14 protein-coding genes are annotated in these 18,605 nt (G+C 66.6%); 3 read left to right on the forward strand and 11 right to left on the reverse strand.

Translation table 11 applies throughout. From position 1 onward, the window contains the following. Nucleotides 1-11 precede the first annotated feature (11 nt). Both AE618_RS05730 and AE618_RS05735 read right to left on the reverse strand, forming a co-directional pair. On the reverse strand, nucleotides 12-785 hold the full coding sequence (locus AE618_RS05730) for an ABC transporter permease (RefSeq protein WP_054208091.1): 774 nt from the start codon (nucleotides 783-785) through the stop codon (nucleotides 12-14). 177 nt (nucleotides 786-962) lie between these two features. Then, a complete protein-coding gene (locus tag AE618_RS05735) occupies nucleotides 963-1,928 on the reverse strand; it encodes an ABC transporter substrate-binding protein (protein ID WP_054208092.1) in 966 nt (321 codons plus the stop codon). 245 nt (nucleotides 1,929-2,173) lie between these two features. Between AE618_RS05735 and AE618_RS05740 the strand changes: the two genes are divergently transcribed. Beyond that, the gene (locus tag AE618_RS05740; RefSeq protein ID WP_054208093.1) at nucleotides 2,174-3,727 is read left to right on the forward strand and encodes an acetolactate synthase large subunit; all 1,554 of its coding nucleotides are present in this window, start codon (nucleotides 2,174-2,176) and stop codon (nucleotides 3,725-3,727) included. Between the two features lie 129 nt (nucleotides 3,728-3,856). Here the strand turns inward: AE618_RS05740 and AE618_RS05745 are convergent, their stop codons facing one another. From AE618_RS05745 to AE618_RS05755, 3 genes are all read right to left on the reverse strand, one after another. Continuing rightward, the gene (locus AE618_RS05745; RefSeq protein ID WP_054208094.1) at nucleotides 3,857-4,903 is read right to left on the reverse strand and encodes a histone deacetylase family protein; all 1,047 of its coding nucleotides are present in this window, start codon (nucleotides 4,901-4,903) and stop codon (nucleotides 3,857-3,859) included. Between the two features lie 59 nt (nucleotides 4,904-4,962). Beyond that, on the reverse strand, nucleotides 4,963-5,622 hold the full coding sequence (locus AE618_RS29030; RefSeq protein WP_054208095.1) for a TetR/AcrR family transcriptional regulator: 660 nt from the start codon (nucleotides 5,620-5,622) through the stop codon (nucleotides 4,963-4,965). 120 nt (nucleotides 5,623-5,742) lie between these two features. After that, complete coding sequence (locus AE618_RS05755) at nucleotides 5,743-6,921, reverse strand: acyl-CoA dehydrogenase family protein (protein WP_054208096.1); 1,179 nt, start codon at nucleotides 6,919-6,921, stop codon at nucleotides 5,743-5,745. 222 nt (nucleotides 6,922-7,143) lie between these two features. On the opposite strand from AE618_RS05755, the gene AE618_RS05760 reads away from it, so the two are divergent. After that, complete coding sequence (locus AE618_RS05760; RefSeq protein ID WP_054208097.1) at nucleotides 7,144-8,721, forward strand: acyl-CoA carboxylase subunit beta; 1,578 nt, start codon at nucleotides 7,144-7,146, stop codon at nucleotides 8,719-8,721. A 202-nt stretch (nucleotides 8,722-8,923) separates the two neighbouring features. Further along, entirely contained in the window at nucleotides 8,924-10,939 is a 2,016-nt protein-coding gene (locus AE618_RS05765) for an acetyl/propionyl/methylcrotonyl-CoA carboxylase subunit alpha (protein WP_054208098.1), read from the forward strand. Between the two features lie 12 nt (nucleotides 10,940-10,951). Here AE618_RS05765 and AE618_RS05770 read toward each other — a convergent pair whose 3' ends face one another. The 6 genes from AE618_RS05770 to AE618_RS05795 form a co-directional block, all read right to left on the reverse strand. Then, nucleotides 10,952-11,446 carry a peptidoglycan-binding domain-containing protein gene (locus tag AE618_RS05770; protein ID WP_054208099.1) on the reverse strand — a complete coding sequence of 165 codons (495 nt, stop codon included), beginning with the start codon at nucleotides 11,444-11,446 and terminating at the stop codon, nucleotides 10,952-10,954. A 115-nt stretch (nucleotides 11,447-11,561) separates the two neighbouring features. Continuing rightward, on the reverse strand, nucleotides 11,562-12,998 hold the full coding sequence (locus tag AE618_RS05775; protein WP_054208100.1) for an amidohydrolase family protein: 1,437 nt from the start codon (nucleotides 12,996-12,998) through the stop codon (nucleotides 11,562-11,564). A gap of 113 nt (nucleotides 12,999-13,111) precedes the next feature. Beyond that, nucleotides 13,112-14,701 carry an ABC transporter substrate-binding protein gene (locus AE618_RS05780; protein ID WP_197280683.1) on the reverse strand — a complete coding sequence of 530 codons (1,590 nt, stop codon included), beginning with the start codon at nucleotides 14,699-14,701 and terminating at the stop codon, nucleotides 13,112-13,114. 202 nt (nucleotides 14,702-14,903) lie between these two features. Next, nucleotides 14,904-15,791, reverse strand: a complete 888-nt coding sequence (locus tag AE618_RS05785) for an ABC transporter permease (protein WP_054208101.1) — start codon at nucleotides 15,789-15,791, stop codon at nucleotides 14,904-14,906. Beyond that, nucleotides 15,784-16,728, reverse strand: coding sequence for an ABC transporter permease (locus tag AE618_RS05790; RefSeq protein ID WP_054208102.1), 945 nt, complete (start codon nucleotides 16,726-16,728; stop codon nucleotides 15,784-15,786). The genes AE618_RS05785 and AE618_RS05790 overlap by 8 nt, the downstream gene beginning before the upstream one ends. A 184-nt stretch (nucleotides 16,729-16,912) precedes the next feature. After that, a complete protein-coding gene (locus tag AE618_RS05795; RefSeq protein ID WP_054208103.1) occupies nucleotides 16,913-18,538 on the reverse strand; it encodes an amidohydrolase in 1,626 nt (541 codons plus the stop codon). Nucleotides 18,539-18,605 lie beyond the last annotated feature (67 nt).

Below are 18,605 nucleotides of genomic sequence, written 5' to 3' on the forward strand. Positions count from 1 at the left end.
TTTGCGACCGACTACCTCTGCGCCCACGGAAACAGGCGCTGGTTGACCGCCTTGAACAGGAAATCCGAGACCAGCCCGATCAGGCCGATGACGATGATGCCGAAGATGATCTGCCCGGTGTTCAGCAGCGCTTGGCTGTCGGTGATCATGTGGCCGATGCCCGAGGACGAGCCGATCAGCTCGGCGACGATGACATAGGTCCAGGCCCAGCCGAGCACGAGCCGGAAGATCTCGGCGATCTCGGGCGCGGCATTGGGCAGGAGCACGCGGCGCACGACGGAGGTGTCGGTCGCGCCCAGCGTATAGGCGGCATCGACCAGATCGCGCCGGATCGAGCCGACGGACACCGCGATCATTAGGATGAGCTGGAAGACCGAGCCGATGAAGATGACGAGCAGTTTCTGCGCCTCGCCGATGCCGGCCCAGAGGATCAGGAGGGGAATGAAGGCCGAGGCCGGCAGGTAGCGGGCAAACGAGACGAACGGCTCCAGGAAGGCCTCGACCGGCTTGTAGGCACCCATCATGATGCCGAGCGGCAGCGCCACGATCACCGCCAGCACGAAGCCGCCGACGACGCGCCAGATCGTCATGCCGATATCGAAGGCGAAGCCATACTGGACCAGGAGGTTATAGCCCTCGCGCACCATCGTGATGGGGTCGGCGAGAAACAGCCTCTGGACATAGCCGCCGAAGGTCGCGACCGACCAGAGCGCCACGAACAGCGCGAAAAAGGCGATGCCGTAGCCGACACGGGCGGGCGCGGAGACCGGCTGGAGGGGTTTCATCAGACGAAAATCCGCAGCGTCATCCCGGGCGACCGAAGGGAGACCCGGGATCCATGCCTGAACGGTTCAGGCATGGATCCCGGATCGGCGCCGCTGACGCGGCTTGTCCGGGATGACGTGGAGTGGTGGGGGACAACATGCCCGGGTCAAGCCCGGGCATGACGCGTGGGAATCAGATCACTTGCCGACGACGTATTTCGTCTCGACGAGAGACGCCAGATCCGGCTTGGCCTTGATCAGGCCGATCTCCAGCAGCAGGTCGGCGGCCTTGGCCGAGAAGGCCTGCCACTCGCCCGAGAAGAAGGCCTTGTTGCCGGCGGCGTCCGACCATTTCAGGAAGGCGGCCGACTTGCCGAACTGCTCGCCCGACTGCTTGACGTCGGCGCCCATGATGCCGAAGGCCTTGTCCTTCTCCTTGGCGATCATCTCGAGCGCCTCGAAGTAGCTCTTGGTCAGAGCGGCGGCCGCCGTGTCGTTGGCGGCGAGAAAGGCCGGCGTGCAGCCGAAGGTGTCCATCACCATCGGGTAGTCGAGCGTGGTGGCGATGATCTTGCCGGCCTCGGGCTTGTCGCGAACGGCGGAGAGGTAAGGCTCATAGGTCAGCGCGGCGTCGTTCTGGCCGGCGATGAAGGCCTGCGCGGCCGGACCGGGCTCCATGTTGACGACGGTCACGTCCTTCACCGACATGCCGTTTTCCTTGAGCATCCAGGCGAGCGCGAAATAAGGCGAGGTGCCGGGCGCGGAAGCCGCGACGGTCTTGCCCTTCAGATCCTTGATCGAGGCGGTGGCGTTGCGCGTGACCATGCCGTCAGCGCCATAGCTCTTGTCGAGCTGGAAGATCTGCTTGGTCTTCACGCCCGCGCCGTCCCAGACGATCCAGGTCTCGACGGTGGTCGCCGCGCACTGGATGTCGCCGGACGCCATGGCGAGGTGGCGGTCCTTCTGCGGAATCTTCTTGACGGTGACGTCGAGGCCGTTCCTGGCGAAGATGCCCGCCTCCTTGGCCAGCACGAGCGGCGCGAAGCCGGTCCAGCCGGAAATGCCGATGGAGACCTTGGTCTGCGCCTGGGCGCTGCCAGCCACCGCACATGCCGCAGCCAGGCCAAGGCCTGCCACCACTCCGAAACGCTTCAAACCTGTCATGTCGGGCCCTTCCCCTCACGTGATGTCCGGCTTCGTGCGAAGATCAAAATCCATCGCATCGCATGGCGAGGCGAGATGCAACCTTCGTTCCAGCAGACGTTAAATGCATATGCAAATCCGTCAAGCAGCCGATCACCATCATTGGGGACGTCCATGACATTCTCTGGTTTGACAGGCGCGGGGACATCCCTTCCCCTGAGCCCTGCTCGCACGACCTGTTTTTGCTTTGCTCAGGACACATCAGAATGAACGGTGCCGACCGCCTCTGCGACACGCTGCTCGTCAACGGCGTGGATGTCTGCTTCGCCAATCCCGGCACCTCCGAGATGCATTTCGTCGCGGCGCTCGACCGCAAGCCGCAGATGCGCTGCGTGCTGGGGCTGTTCGAGGGCGTGGTGACGGGCGCGGCCGACGGCTATGCCCGCATGGCCGACAAGCCGGCGGCGACGCTGCTGCATTGTGGGCCGGGCATGGCGAATGCGCTCGCCAACATGCACAATGCCAGGCGCGCCTGGACGCCGATGCTCAACGTCGTCGGCGACCATGCGACCTATCATCTCCAGCACGACGCGCCGCTGACCAGCGACATCGAGAGCCTGGCCAGGCCGATGTCGCATTATGTCCACCGGATCGCGACGCCGGAGGATGTCGGCCCGGCGATCGGCGAGGCCTATGCCGCCGCGATGTCTCTGCCGGGCGTCGCAACGGTGATCCTGCCGGGCGATTGCGCCTGGGGTAGTGTCGAGCCGGCCGAGGTGACCGCGACCCCCGTGCCGTCGTTCAAGGCCGTGGCGCCCGAGACCATCAGCGAGGTTGCGGCCTTGCTGCGCAAACATGGCGGCCGGGCGGCGCTGATGATGACAGGCTCGTCGCTGCGCGAGGGGCCGCTCGAAACCGCAGCGCGGATCTGCGCCGCGACCGGCTGCAAGATGTATGGGCAGATGTCGAACGGACGGATCGAGCGCGGCGTGGGCCGCGTCGCCATCCCCAAGGTGTTCTACCCCGTCGACATGGCGCTGGAGCAGTTGAAGGACATCGACCTGCTGGTGCTGGTCGGCGCGCAGATTCCGGTCGGCTTCTTCGCCTATCCCGGCAAGCCCGGCCGGCTGATCCATGACGGCTGCATCGTCGCCACGCTCGGCGTCATGGGCGACGATCTCAATGGGGCGCTCGCGGCGCTGGCCGAGGAGACCGGTGCGACCAAGGTCGAGCCCGCCTTCATCGCCCGGGCGCAGACCGAGACGGCGCTGCCATCAGGCGATCTCGACGCCGACAAGGTCTGCACCATCGTGGCGCGGCTTTTGCCGGAGAACGCCATCATCTGCGATGAGTCGGTGTCGTCTGGCCGCGTCTTCTACCAGCAGTGCCACAACGCGCCGCAGCACGACTATCTGCAGCTCACCGGCGGCGCCATCGGCGAGGGCATCCCGATGTGCGTCGGCGCGGCGGTGGCCTGCCCGGACCGCAAGGTCATCGGCATGCAAGCGGACGGCTCGGGCATGTACACCGTGCAGGGGCTGTGGACGCAAGCGCGCGAGAACCTCGACATCGTCACGGTGATCTTCGCCAACCGGACCTATGCGATCCTGCATGGCGAGATGCGCGCCGTCGGCGTCAATGATTTCGGCCGCAACGCCACGCTGATGCTCAACCTCGACGAGCCTGCGCTCGACTGGGTCTCGATGGCGCGGGGCATGGGCGTGGAAGCGGCGCGTGCGACGACAGCCGAGGAGTTCACCAAGCTGTTCAAGGGTGCGCTCGGCCGGAAAGGGCCGTTCCTGATCGAGGCGGTGATCTGAGAAGGCGCGTCATTCTCGGGCGCTCGCAGAGCGACCCGAGAATCTCTTGCCGAATGAGGTCTTCAAAATAAACGGCGGCCATCGGTCACGAGATGGTCGGGTCAAGCCCGACCATGACGCGCGTTGTGGCTACCCCTTAAACCCACCAATGAACGCGTCGAGGCACTCCCCAATCGCCTCGATCGCGTAGCCGCCCTCCTGGACCACCAGCGTCGGCAGGCCAAAGCCCTTCACCTTTTCGGCAATCATGCCGAAATCGGTGGCGTCGAGCTTCAGAACGCCGATGGGATCGTCCTTATGGGCGTCGTAGCCGAGCGCGACGATGACGACATCGGCGCCGAACTCGCGGATCGCGCGCCCGGCCCGGTCGACGGCCGCAGCCATTTCGGCGCCGCCGGCACCGTGGGGCAGCGGCAGGTTGAGGTTGAAGCCCTCGCCCGGGCCATTCCCACGTTCATCCTCATAGCCGGTGTAGAACGGATAGTAGTTCGAGGGATCGGCATGGACCGAAATCGTCAGCACATCGTCGCGGCGGTAGAAGATCTGCTGCGTGCCGTCGCCGTGATGGGCGTCGACATCCAGGATCGCGACCTTGGCGTATTTCGAGCGCAGGCGCTGGGCTGCGATGGCCGTGTTGTTGAGGTAGCAGAAGCCCGTGGCGCGATCAGCGCGGGCATGGTGGCCGGAGGGGCGGCAGAGCGAATAGACGGCGCGCTCGCCGGCGATGATCGCATCGGCGGCCGTGACCGCCGTCTCGGCAGAGAGCAGCGTCGAGTGCCAGCAATGCTCGCCGATCGGCACCGACATATCGCCGAGATACCAGCCGAGTTGGCCGATGAAGCCGGTCGGGCGGCAGGGCGGGCGGACATCCTCGTCGGGACGCCCGCTCCAATAGGGGAAGGTGCTGGGCCAGACCTCGGGGCCGCGCTCGGCAGGCAGGTCCTGCCATTTCGCCCAAGCGGTTTCGAGGAACTTCACGAAGCCGGCATCGTGGATCGCAAGGATCGGCGCGGTGCCGTGCGAGGCCGGCAGCTCAGGCTTGATGCCGTGCTTCTCGAGCGCGCCGAGCAAGCGCGCCGTGCGCTCCGGCAGGTCCTTGGGCGCGACGACGGCGCCGAAGCGCAGATACTGCTTGGGATCGTGAAGCGACTGATCGGGATGATAGAAAGCGCGCATGCCAGCCTGGTGTCCTCTGATCGCGGAGGCGCGCCCATGCGCATCCGCCTGACGACAGGCTAGCGGCTCGCGACCGACGCGTCAGCGCCGAAGAACGCCGCAGCGCCCTGTTCTGCATGCGCGATCAGGGCGGTGAACTCAGCCGCCAGTGCCGCGACGTCGAAGCGGCCGGGGCGATACCAGTCGATCGAACCGTTGAGCGCGCCGAGCAGGAACAGGCGCAACGCATCGGGCGAACGCTCCAGCGACAAGGCGCCGTTGTGCTGCAGCTCCGCGATCAGTTCGCGCCAGACATCCTCATAGGCGCGCCGGACGCCACGCACGCTCTCGGGCGTCGGCGTCTGGCCGAAGGTGAAGACCTTGATGCTGGCCGAGGTATAGTCGCTGTTGCCGTGCAGCGCGGTGAGATGGGCGCCGATCGCTGCCTCCAGCCGCTGCCGTGGCGGCGCGTTCCGCGTGGCGGCAAGGGCGGCGACCACCGCCTCATGGACGAAGCGCACGCCGTCATTGACCACCGCCTCGACGATCTCCTCCTTCGAGGCGAAATGGTAGTAGAGGCTCGCCTTGCGGATGCCGACCGCCTCGGCGATCTCGCGCAGCGTCGTCTGGTGGTATCCGCCCGAGCGCAGGAGGCGGGCGGCGGTGTCAAGGATCAGGCGGCGGGAGCCGGTTTCCGGGTCCTTGCCGACCCGCGCGGCCGCGACCGTCACCGCACGCACCCGGCGTCATTCTCGGGCGAAGCGAAGCGCAGACCCGAGAATCTCATGACCAGCTCCTACTGGTTTCCGAGATGCTCGGGTCAAGCCCGAGCATGACGGAGGAGAGGTGCGCCGGACCGCTCACAGCCGCTTCGCGACCTCTTCCAGCATGACCTCGGTCGCGCCGCCGCCGATGGCCTGGACGCGGGCGTCGCGGGTCATGCGCTCGATCGTGCTTTCGCGCATGTAGCCCATGCCGCCATGGAACTGCAGGCAGGCATACATGACCTCGTTGACCAGTTCGCCGCAATAGGCCTTGACCATCGAGACCTCGCGGGTGGCGTCGAGCCCTTGCGAATCCAGATAAGCCGCATGGTAGACGAGCTGCCGCCCGGCCTCGACCTTCGCCGCCAGCATGGCGAGCTTCTGGCGGATCGCCTGCTTGTCCCAGAGCGGCGCCCCGAAGGCCTTGCGGGTCTTCACATAGTCCAGCGTCAGGTCGATGGCGGCCTGGGCCTCGCCGATCGCCATAGCGCCGATGACGGTGCGCTCGTTCTGGAAATTGCTCATGATGGCGTAGAAGCCGCGCCCCTCCTGCCCGAGCAGGTTTTCGGCCGGGATGCGGCAATCCTCGAAGACGAGTTCCGCCGTGTCCGACGAGCGCCAGCCATGCTTGTCGAGCGCGCGCGAGACGGTGAAGCCGGGCGTGCCCTTCTCGACCAGAAAGATCGAGACCGATTGCGAGGGCTTGGCCGAGAGGTCGGTCTTGGCGGCGACGCAGTAGAGATCGGCATGAACGCCGTTGGTGATGAACATCTTGGCGCCGTTCAGCACGTAGGAATCGCCCTCGCGCCGCGCCGTGGTGCGGATACCCTTCACATCCGAGCCGGCATCGGGCTCGGTGACGGCGACCGCGACGATCTTTTCGCCGGCGATGATGGCGGGCATCAGCGCATCGCGCTGCGCCTGGCTGCCGGCATTGGCGATATGGACCGAGGCCATGTCGGTGTGGACCAGTGCCGTGATCGCCACGCCCGAGAAGGTCGAGCGTCCCAGCTCCTCGGCGAGCACCACGGTCGCCATCGTATCCATTTCGGAACCGCCATACTCGGCGGGGTAACGGATGCCGAGGAAGCCGAGCGCGCCCATCTTGCGGAGCACATCGCGCGGCACGAAGCCGGCCTCTTCCCAGGCCAGCGCATGCGGCTTGATCTCGGCCTCGACGAAACGGCGCACTTGCGTCCGCAGCGCCTCGTGCTCCTCGGTGAAATAAGGCGAGCGGCGAGCGCTTTCGCCCACGAGCTTTTCGACAGCCGACATGGCTTCCTCCCAGCTTGACCGCAGCGTGGCGATCTGACTACCTACCGGACGGTAGGTGAATGAAACATCGAGATCAAGGTGTGTCGCACCTCAACGAGGAAACGCGTCATCCCGAACAAGCCGCGAAGCGGCGCGGATCCGGGATCCATGCCGGAACGGGTCAGGCATGGATCCCGGGTCTACGCTGCGCTTCGCCCGGGATGACGGCAAGCGAGAGCGCACATGTCGGATATTGCGTTGTCACCAACCGCGCCCCCTCCCCCGCTGTCCGCGATGATCGAGACCCTGCGCGAGCGCCACGCCCTCGTCGCGGGGGGCGGCGGCGAGACGATGCGCGCGCGACACGAGGCGCGCGGCAAGATCATGGTCCGCGAGCGGATCGATTTGCTGCTCGATCCGCATGCACCCTTTCTCGAACTCTCGCCGCTCGCCGCCTGGGGGCTCTACGGCAACGAGGTGCCCGGGGCAGGCATCGTCACCGGCATCGGCATCGTCGCGGGCCGCGCCTGCATGCTGATCGCCAATGATGCGACAGTGAAAGGCGGCTCCTTCTTTGCCGAGACCGTGCGCAAGCATCTGCGCGCGCAGGAGATCGCTGGGGAGCATCGCCTGCCCTGTCTTTATCTCGTCGATTGCGGCGGCGCCTTTCTGCCGGAGCAGGACCGAGTCTTTCCCGACCGCGACCATTTCGGCGGCTCCTTCTACAACCAGTGCCGGATGTCGGCCGCTGGCATCCCGCAGATTTCGATCGTCTTCGGGGCCGCGACGGCCGGCGGCGCCTATATCCCGGCGCTCTCGGACGAAGCGATCATGGTCAAGGGCACCGGCCGCATCCATCTCGGCGGCCCGCCGATCGTCAAGGCGGCGATCCAGGAGATCGTCGATGGCGAGACGCTGGGCGGAGCCGAGATGCACACGCAGATCTCGGGCGTCGCCGACCATATCGTTCTCACCGAGATGGAGGGGCTGGCGAAGCTGCGCGAGATCGTCGGCTCGCTCGGCGACACCGGCATGCTGGCCGAACCACCGCATGCGCCGGTGCCACCCAGGCTCGATCCCTCCGAGCTCATCGACCTCGTCCCGACCGATCTGCGTCGGCCCTATGATGTGCGCGAGGTGATCGCCCGGATCGTCGATGACAGCGCCTTCAATGCCTTCAAACCGGACTATGGCGCGACGCTGGTGACGGGGTTCGCGCGCATCCACGGGCACCCGATCGGGATCATCGCCAATAACGGCGTGCTGTTTTCCGAGAGCGCCGTGAAGGGCGCGCATTTCATCGAACTCTGCGACCAGCGGCAGATTCCGCTGCTGTTCCTGCAGAACATCACCGGCTTCATGGTGGGCACGGAGGCCGAGCGCGGCGGCATCGCCAAGCACTCGGCCAAGCTCGTCTATGCCGTCTCGAATGCACGCGTGGCGAAATACACCGTGCTGATCGGCGGATCATACGGCGCCGGCAATTACGGGATGTGCGGGCGGGGCTTCCGGCCGCGCTTCCTGTTCTCCTGGCCCAATGCGCGCATCGCGACGATGAGCCCCGAGGTCGCGGCCAATGTCGTCACCGAACTGCGGCGGCAATCGCTCAAGGGCGCAGCCGACGAGGCTGCCCTCGCCGAACTCGACGCCAGGACGCGCGCCCAGTTCGAGGAGCAGAGCGACCCCTACTACGCCACCGCACGGCTTTGGGACGACGGCATCATCGAGCCCGGCCAGACCCGCGACGTGCTGGGGCTGTGCCTGGCGCTGGCGGCGGGCGAGCCGCGCGATACGAGCCCGCGGCCGGTGTACCGGATGTGATGGCGATGGCGGCGAACCTACGCTGTCATTCCGGGGCGGCCCGGAGGGTCGAACCCGGAACCCACGACGGGGTGAAACCTGTGACAAGCCAAATCTTCCACGCTCGCCCGGTCGTGGGTTCCGGGTTCTTCGCGGAGTTTATCCTTGGGCCGGCCAGAGGCCGGACCCGAGGGCGAAGCCCCGGAATGACAAGGTTGCTTTGATGTTCGACACCATCCTGATCGCCAATCGCGGCGAGATCGCCTGCCGCATCATTCGGACATGCCGGAGGCTCGGCATCCGCAGCGTCGCGGTCCATTCCGATGCCGACCGGGACGCGCTGCATGTTCGCCTCGCCGATACTGCCGTTCGCATCGGCCCCGCGCCGGCCCGTGACAGCTATCTCAGGGCCGACCGCATCATCGAAGCGGCGCTCGCCACCGGCGCGCAGGCAATCCATCCCGGCTACGGTTTCCTCTCAGAGCGGCTCGACCTGATCGCCGCCTGCGAGGCCAACGGCATCAGCTTCATCGGGCCATCGAGCGCGGCGATCGATGCGATGGGCGACAAGATCCGCTCCAAGCAGATCGCGCGGGACGCGGGCGTGCCCGGTGTCCCCGGCTATGACGGAGCCGACCAATCGCCCGAGGTGCTTCGCGCGGAGGCCTTGCGCATCGGCCTGCCGGTCATGGTCAAGGCCTCGGCGGGCGGTGGCGGCAAAGGCATCCGCAAGGTCGAGGATGAATCCGAACTCGACGGCGCCATTCTGGCCGCAGCGCGTGAGGCGCAAGCCGCCTTCGGCGACGGGCGCCTGCTGATCGAGAAGTTCGTGACGCGGCCGCGCCACGTCGAGGTGCAGGTCGCAGGCGATCGGCACGGCCATCTCGTGCATCTGTTCGAGCGCGATTGCTCGGTGCAGCGCGCCAACCAGAAGCTGATCGAGGAAGCGCCGGCGCCCAAAATGGAGCCCGAGACGCGCGCCGCGCTGCATGACTACGCGCTGCGGCTGTCGCGGGCGATCTCCTACGACAATCTCGGCACGGTCGAGTTCCTGGTCGATGCGGAGAGCGAGGCGGTGTTCTTCCTCGAGATGAACACTCGGCTTCAGGTCGAGCATCCCGTCACGGAGGCGATCACGGGGCTCGACCTCGTGGAATGGCAGATCCGCATCGCGGCGGGTGAGACGCTGCCGCTGCGCCAGGACCAGATCACCTGTTCCGGCCACGCCATCGAGGCGCGGCTGACGGCCGAACGCGCGGATGAAGGATTCCGGCCGGATACGGGCAGGATCGCGCTCTGGAGCGAGCCCGAGGGCCTGCGCGTCGACAGCGGCGTCGCGACCGGCAGCATCGTCTCGACGCATTACGATTCCCTGCTGGCCAAGGTCATCGCCCATGCGCCAGACCGCGAAGGGGCCCTGCGCGCACTCGGCGAAGGGCTGCGCCGCATGGTCGTGCTGGGCCTGGGTACGATCAGGCCCTTCCTGATCGACGCGCTGCGGCAGCCCGCCTTCGCAGCCGGGCGGGCGACGACGCTGTTCCTCAAGGAGACCTGGCCCGACGGATGGCAGCAGGCCGGTGCGGATGTCGCAGAGTTGCGCGCCGTCGCTGCTGCGCTGTGTCTCGCGACGGGCGACGGCTGCGGCGCGCCGGCTGCCGGGGCCGGGCCTTGGCGGGCGCTGGCGGGCTTCCGGCTGCTGTCGCCGGCGGGACGCCCTGCCACGACGCATCTGAGCGTCTCACTGGCCGGCGACACGGCGCGGCTTCGTGTCGAGAGTCGTGACGGCGTCCTGCGTGTGCTCGGCCCCGACGGGGCCTGCGACGTCACCGTGGCGCGTGCGCTGGACAACACGGACTGGGCCGTCCAGTGCGGCGGCGTCGGGTCAGCCGCCAAGGCTGTGCGCGACCGCGACGGTTTGCTGCTGCGCTATCGCGACTTCGAAGGGCCTGTCGGCATCGCGCTTGCGGTCGAGGCTGCAGCAGCGACGCGGACCAAGAGCTACGACAGCGGCGGCACCCTGCGGGCCGCGATGCCGGGCACGGTGGTTGCGATCCATGTCGCGGAAGGCGACAGCGTGGTGGAGGGGCAGGTGCTCGCCGTGCTGGAGTCGATGAAGCTGTTCATGGACCTGAAGAGCCCGGCCAGCGGCACGATCTCCCGGGTGGCGATCCGTGCTGGCGTCACCGTCGCAGCGGGCGAGGTCCTCATTGCGATCGAACCCGACGCGCACCAGCCCTGACCACGACGCGCGTCAGGCGCTCCGCGACCACTGCGCCCAGGCCGGCAGGAACCGATTGACGACCGGTAGGAGGCGCGACGGAAAGTCAGAGCGGAAGCGCAGCCACGTGATGTCTTCGTCTTCGAGGTAGAGCGCACAGGCGTAATTGTTCAATTCGAAGATGGTGTAGAGCTGCATGTCGGACCCTGCGACGACCACCTGCTCGTTGCGCAGCTTATCGACGCGCCCATCGCAGATGACGCGGGCATTGTCCGTGGCGCAGATCGCGTTCTGGAACGCCAGGATAGCGGCATTCGTCCTCGGCCCGATGATACCGTCGACGACCAGCTTGCGGCTGGCAGCGGTGCCGCCCAACTGGCGCACGCGGGCCTGGTTGGGATGTTGAAAGTAGAGGTTCAGCAGATACTGGACCAGCGTGACGTCGTCGCGGTTGTTCGCGCGACCCGGGCCGACGCCCATCTCCACCGTCAGCATCGTGCCGTCGCTCGTTTCAATGACCTTGGCCATGTCGCCCTCCCGCCCCGGAGCGGGCCCCGATGGCCCGCTGCTGGATACAGGGATAGGCTTGTGGCCGTGGCTGCGCTGTTCCTGACGGAACAGGCCGCGGCGGCGGTGAGGCCGGCTATCGCCCGGACGGGAAGGTCAGCGGCGAGATCTCGAGATGGTCACGGCCGGCCCAGTCGAGCCCCTTGACCTTCGGCTCGGCGCGGCGCTGTGCCTCCTCGAGTTCGGCAGCGGCGGCGGCGTAATCCATCGTCAGGACCTTGCCGTTGTCGACGACCGTGACGCCATCGACGATGACCGTCGTCACCGCACGCTCGCCCGCCGCGTAGATCAGGCTGCGGATGGGATCGCGCAAGGGGCGCATCATCGGATGCATTACGTCGACGATGACGATGTCGGCCTTGGCGCCCTTGGCGAGGCGGCCGATATCGTCGCGGCCGAGCGCCTTGGCGCTGCCGAGCGTCGCGGCGTTGAAGGCGTCCGAGGTTCTGAGATCGTAGACGTCCTCCGCCATCATGCGCGAGCCGATGCAGACCGCGCGCAACTCCTCCAGCATGTGGTGCGGATAGGTGTCGGTTCCGATGCCGACATTGACGCCGGCGGCGACATATTGCCCGAAGCTCTGCATCGCGATGCCGCGGCGCTGGAACACGATCGGGCAATGGGCGACGTTAGTGCCGGTCTCGACGAGGCAGCCGAGATCGTCCGTCGCCGGCCATTTCACCGAGGAATGATGGTCGAGGAAGATGCCGTGGCCGATGATCGAGAACGGCCCGAGCACATCGAGCGATTCCAGCCATTCGACAGGCGTCATGCCGTGGCGGCGGGTGATCTCGTGGAACTCGACCACGCTCTGGGCGGCGTGGATCTGGAAGGGAACTTTACGCGCCTCGGCCTCGGCATAGCTCGCCTGGATCAGTTCTGGCGTGCAGGTGTCGATCTGCGAGGGCGAGACCATGCCGGAAAGCCGGCCTGAATCATCGGCCGCGACCTGGTCGAGCAGCTTCATGGCGGCGGCCATCGCGGCCTCGCCGGCCTTGGCGTCCCACTCGTATTTCGCGAGATGGCCGTTGTCGGTGTACCAGCGCGCCGAGCGATACATCGGCGAGAAGACGCCGCGCAGGCCCGACGCCTTGAAGGTCTCGAGCCAGCCATCCCAGGCGACGGACATGTCGACGAGCGTGGTGACGCCCGACATCAAGAGCTCGGAATAGGTCACCTGCGCGCAGGATTTGATCCCTTCAGCGTCGCAGCGGAACAGCGGCATGAACTCGTACAGCGCCGTGCCGTACATCTTCGGCGAGCCGAGTTCGTCGTTCCAGCCCTTGGTCATCGCCTCGGAGGAGGGATGGGAATGGATGTTGACGAGGCCGGGCATGACCATCTTGCCGCGCCCGTCGATGGTTGCATCGGCCTTGCCCTTGTAGCTCCCGCCGACATGAACGATCCGGTTGCCGTCATAGGCGACATCGCCATCGCGCAGATAGACATGGCCCTTGGCCTTGGCGTCATAGGCGACGATCCAGCTGGCGTTGGCGATGAGGGTGATGGGCATGGCAGGCTCCGGCGTGGGGGCACAATGAGGGCGTCATGGTCGGCCCTGAGCCGACCATCTCTGGCAAGAGATTCTCGGGTCTGCGCCTCGCCTCGCCCGAGAATGACGAGGCATCAGCGCACGAACTTCAGGTCCAGCCCCTTGTAGAGCCCACAGCCATAGATGTTGTGGGCCTTGAACGGGGCGAGCCGCGCCGAGGCCGCGATCTTCATCGGCTCGTGATAGAGCGGCAGCCAGACGGCGGCCTCATGCACCTTCTTGAGCACCTCGCCATAGGCGGCGGCGCGATCGGCATCGTTCAGGGCCGTCATGCCCTTGCTCAGCAGCGCGTCGGTCTCGGCGTCCTTCCAGTTCATCCGGTTGGGCGTCGGCGCATTGGCCGAGGGGAAGTAGAGGTTCAGCGCGTCGCCGGCGGAGATGTAAGGGAAGCTCATCCCGAACATGTCGAATTCCTGCGTTGCCATCTTGCCCCAGGCGATCGTGGCATCGAAGAGCTGGACCCGCAGATCGACGCCGATCTTGCGCAGATCGCCCTGGATGGCTTCCATCAGCTTCTGCCAGGTCGAGCCGGTGAAGCCATAGACCACAGGCGAGAGCTTCTTGCCGTCCTTGGCGCGGAAACCGTCCGAGCCCTTCACCCAGCCGGCGGCGTCGAGGATTTTGTTGGCCTCGGCGACATTGGTCTTGATCGGGGTGACGGCCTTGTTCCAGTCCAGCGCCTCGCTCGAGATGTAGCTGTAGGCCGGCTCGACCTCGCCGAAATAGAGGTTCTCGGCGATTGCCTTCTGGTCCACCGCCATGACCATGGCCTTGCGCACGGCGGGATCGCTGACGCCCTCCTTGTCGATCTTGAAGCCGACGAAATAGGTCCAGAAGGCTTCCTTGGAGTCGACCAGCTTGAGATTCTTGTTGGCGCGGATCTGCGCCAGGCCGGAATAGGGCACGTATTGCGTGACCTGGCTCTGGCCGGTCATCACAGCGGCGAGGCGGGTGTTCTCCTCCGGCACGATGCGCCAGACAATCTCCTCGATCTGGGCGGCGCCTTTGTTCTCGTAGATCGGCGGGCCCCATTTGTAGGCGGCGTGCTTCTTCAGGCGGAACTCGTTGCGCGGCTTCCAGTCACCCCAGCAATAAGGGCCGGTGCCGTTGAAACCCTTGACGCCGAAATCGGCGCCCAGTGCCTCTACATTGGCCTTGTCCATGATGACGGCGAAGCTCTGGGTGAGCTGGTAGAGCAATTCCGAGAAGGGCGCGGTCAGCTTGTACTCGACGGTCGTGTCGTCGATGGCGACGATGTCGTCGACCTTGCCGGCGCGCCAGCGCACGGGCGAGCGCGTCGCCGGGTCGATCCAGCGTTTCATCGAATAGACGACGTCCTGCGCGGTCAGCTTCTTGCCGTCGCAGAAGGAGACGTCGTTGCGCAGCTTGAAGGTGTAGGTCTTGCCGTCCGGCGACATCGACCAGGAGGTGGCGATGCCGGGCTTGATCGTCGCCATGTCGTGGTCGAGCGAGACCAGCGTGTCGGCCATCATGAAGATGACCTCGGAAGCCGCGCGCGCGGTCGAACGGTGCGGGTCGTAGCGGTCGCTGTCGACCTCGCGGACGATGGTGAGGCTGTTGTTCGAGCCTTGGGCCGCGACCGGCCCGGCAAGCGCCGCCAGCCCCAGCAGGGCGCCGGTGGCGATGGATGTCAGATGCTTCACGATCGTTCTCCCCTTTTTGTGTCACGTACCGTCAGATTTGGATCGACCTCGCTCCATTCGCGCCGTCATCCCGGACAAGCGGCAACGCCGCGCCGATCCGGGATCCATTCCGGAACCTCTCCGGCTGGCGCTCCGGAATGGATCCCGGGTCTTCGCTTCGCTGCGCCCGGGATGACCGCGTGAAATGGGGCGCTTTGCTCATTCACTGGTTGCGCATCCGCGGATCAAGCAGGTCGCGCAGGGCGTCGCCCAGCAGATTGACGCAGAGCACGATGGCGATGATCACAAGGCTTGGCAAAAGCGAGATATGCGGCGCGAAGAACAGCGCGTCGCGGCCGAGCGAAGCCATCATGCCGAGTTCCGCCTCCGGCGGACGCACGCCGAGCCCGAGGAAGGAGAGCGCCGCGCCGATCAAGATGATCTGGCCGAAGCGCAGGGTCATGAAAACGAAGACCGGCGACAGGCAGTTCAGCGCGAGGTAGCGCCAGATCAGCGTCCGGTCCGGCAGGCCCATGGCGCGGCCAGCCTCCATGTAGTCCTGCCCCATGATGACGATGGCGGCGCTGCGGGTGATGCGCGCAACATCGGGGATGGTTGCGATCGAGAGCGCGATCACGATCGCCGTCAGGCCGGGGCCGACGACGGCGGCCAGCGCCAGGCCGAGCAGGATCGCCGGGAAGGACAAGAGGATGTCGGCGGCGCGCATGATGTAGGGGTCGAGCCGGCGGTAATAGACGCCAAGCAGCGCGACCAGAGCGCCCAAGCCCCCGCCGATGACGATCGAGGCCAGGCCCATCACCAGCGTCAGCCGCGTGCCGTAGAGCAGGCGCGAGAGCATGTCGCGGCCCTGCCCATCCGTCCCGAGCCAGTGCTGCGGCAGCGAGCCCGCGCTCCAGACCGGCGGGATGAAGGGGCGGCGGGTGGTGTTGTAGGGGTCGAAGGGGGCGAGCCAGGGAGCAAACAGCGCCGCCAGCACGATCAGCAGCAGCAGGACCGCCGCCAGCAAAGCGAGCTTGTCGCGCAGGATGCGGCGGCCGAAGGCGGCGAGCGGGCGGCTGGCGACGGGGGCGGTGACGGCGATGTCAGCCATGTTTGTCCACCCGCGGATCGAGCACGGCATAGAGCATGTCGACGATGAGATTGATGATGAGGAAGGCCAGCGCCAGCACCAGGATCGCGCCCTGCGCCAGCGGAAAATCACTCGCCAGGATCGCGCCCACGGCGAGCCGGCCGACACCGGGCCAAGAATAGATCGTCTCGGTGACGACGGCGCCGCCGAGGAGATAGCCGGCCTGAAGACCGATCAGCGTCACCACCGGGATCAGCGCGTTGCGCAGGACATGGCGCAGCACCACGGCGCGCTCCGAGAGCCCCTTGGCGCGGGCGGTGCGGACATGGTCGGCGCTCAGCACCTCCAGCGCGGCCGTGCGGGTCATCCGCGCGATCGGGCCGATGAAGACGAGGCCGAGCGTCAGTGCCGGCAGGGCGATGGCCGCGAGCCCCTCAACGCTCCAGAGCGGCCCGCCGCGGCCGATGAACGGCAGCAGCCCCCAGTGGTAGCCGATGTATTGCATCAGGATCAGGCCGATGAAGAACACGGGCGTCGAGACGCCGGCGACCGAGATCGCGATCACGACCCGGTCGAGCAGGCGGCCGCGATAGACCGCCGCGATGGTGCCGAGCGCGATGCCCAGCGGCACGGCCCAGATCAGGCAGGCAAACATCAGTTCGGCGGTGGGGCCGATTGCCTCGCCGAGTTCGGCGATGACACTGGTGTTGGAGATCAGCGAGACGCCGAGATCGCCCTGCAGCACGCGGGCGAGATAGATGCCGAACTGCACGAAGATCGGCCGGTCGAGGCCGAGATCCCGACGGATCTGCTCGACCAGTTCGGGGCTCGCGGTCGGCCCGGCGACGATGGCGGCAGGGTCGGCCGGCACCAGTTGCAGCAGCAGGAAGCCGAACAGCAGCACGCCGAGCAGCACCGGCACCGACATGGCGACGCGCTGGGCGATGTGGTTCAGCATGGGCGAGCGCCGCTCATCGCTTTGTCTCGGAAACGCATCGTCGTCCCGGACGCAGCGAAGCGGAGATCCGGGATCCATGCCTGAGCCGTTCCGGAATGGGTCCCGGATCGGCGCGGCTGCGCCGCTTGTCCGGGATGACGGGGAGGTTCCCTGCCAAACACCAACAACGCCGGGATCACACTCATCACGCTCCCGCCTCGTACACCACCTTGCCCGCGATGATCGTCATGTCGCAGCGGGTTTCGTGCAAGAGCTGTTCCGGCGTCGCCTGAGACAGGTCGCGCGAGAAGATCGCGACGTCGGCGGCCATTCCCGGCAGGAGGCGGCCGCGACTCTCTTCGCAGCGGTTCACATAGGCGCCGAACTCGGTGTAGGCGGAGATGACCTCGTCGATCGTCAGGGTCTGGTCCGGCGAAATCACCGTGCCGCGCGCGGTCTTGCGGGTCAGCATGGTGTAGATGTTGGGCCAGATATTCGCGTCGCAGACCGGCGCATCGGAGGAGGCGGCGGGCTTCAGCCCGGCTTCGATCCAATCCCGCATCGGATAGCAGGCGTCGACGCGCTCGGCCTCCAGCACCGAGAGATAGAGATCGCCGAAATCATAGATGAAGACCGGCTGCGGCACGGGCTCGATGCCGAGCCGGACCATGCGGGCGATCTGCTCCTTCGAGTTGAAGCCGCAATGCTCGATGCGGTGGCGGCGATCAGGATCGGGGTGATCGTTCAGCCCGTTTTCCATCGCGTTCAGCGTCTGCTCGATCGCGGCATCGCCGATGGCATGCACCGCGAGCTGATAGCCCTTGGCGTGGTAGTCGCGGGTCAGCGCGTCCATCTCGGCATCGGTCAGGCAGAAGATGCCCTTCGTCTCCGGCTCGCCGAGATAGGGCAGGCTCATCGCCGCAGTGCGCCCGCCGGCCGAGCCATCGGTAAAGATCTTGACCGGGCCGACGCTGAGCCAGTCGTCGCCTGCTCCCGTCACCAGCCCGTCGGCGAAGCACTGCTCGACGATGCCGTTATGTCCGCCGAGCAGGCACATATTGGTGCGCACCGGCAGGCGGCCCGTGCGCTGCGCCGTGCGGTAGGCCGCGACCTCGCGGTAGCGCGAGCGCATGCCCACTGCGGCATCCATGACCGAGGTGATGCCGAACGAGTTGCAATAGCGCCCTGCCCGCTCGATCGCCGCGACGAGCTCCTCGTCGCTCGGATCGGGGATGACCTGCTTGATCGCGTCGCGGCCGTTCTCGGCCATCAGCCCGGTGAGCACACCATTGACCTGCTCGATCGCGCCGCCGGCGGGAACGGGGGTCTTCTCGTCGACGCCGGCGAGCTTCAGCGCCAGCGAGTTGGCGACGGAGAGATGGCCGCAGGCGCGCACGATGTAGACGGGGTTGTTCGGCGCGGCGCGGTCGAGCTCCGTGCGATGCGGATGGCGCTTCACGTCGAGCTCGAAATGGTCGTAGCCGCGCGCCAGGATCCATTCGCCGGGTTTCGCCTTGGCCGCCGCCTGCGCGATCATCTCCAGCAGACCGTCGAGCGTGCGCACGAAGCGCGGCCGGATATCGAGCTCCTTCATCGTCAACCCGAGCGGCAGCAGATGCAGATGCGCCTCGTAGAGGCCAGGCGTCGCCATGCGGCCGGCAAGCTCGATCACCTTCGTGCCCGGGCCGATCAGCGGCGCCATATCGGCGGGTGTGCCCGTCGCCAGAACCTTGCCCGCCCAGAGCGCGACAGCCGAGGCGTAACCCTCCTTCAGCCCGAGATAGACTGGACCGTTCTGGAGAATAAGATCGGCATGCGGCAGGCTAGGCATGGAATTAGTTCCTCCGGGAACCAATTCATGGCATCAAAAAAATCCCCGGGCAATCGCAGGCGGGGCG

It is taken from the genome of Allobosea vaviloviae, from assembly GCF_001298265.1.
In the GTDB taxonomy this organism is placed as follows: Bacteria; Pseudomonadota; Alphaproteobacteria; order Rhizobiales; family Beijerinckiaceae; genus Allobosea; species Allobosea vaviloviae_B.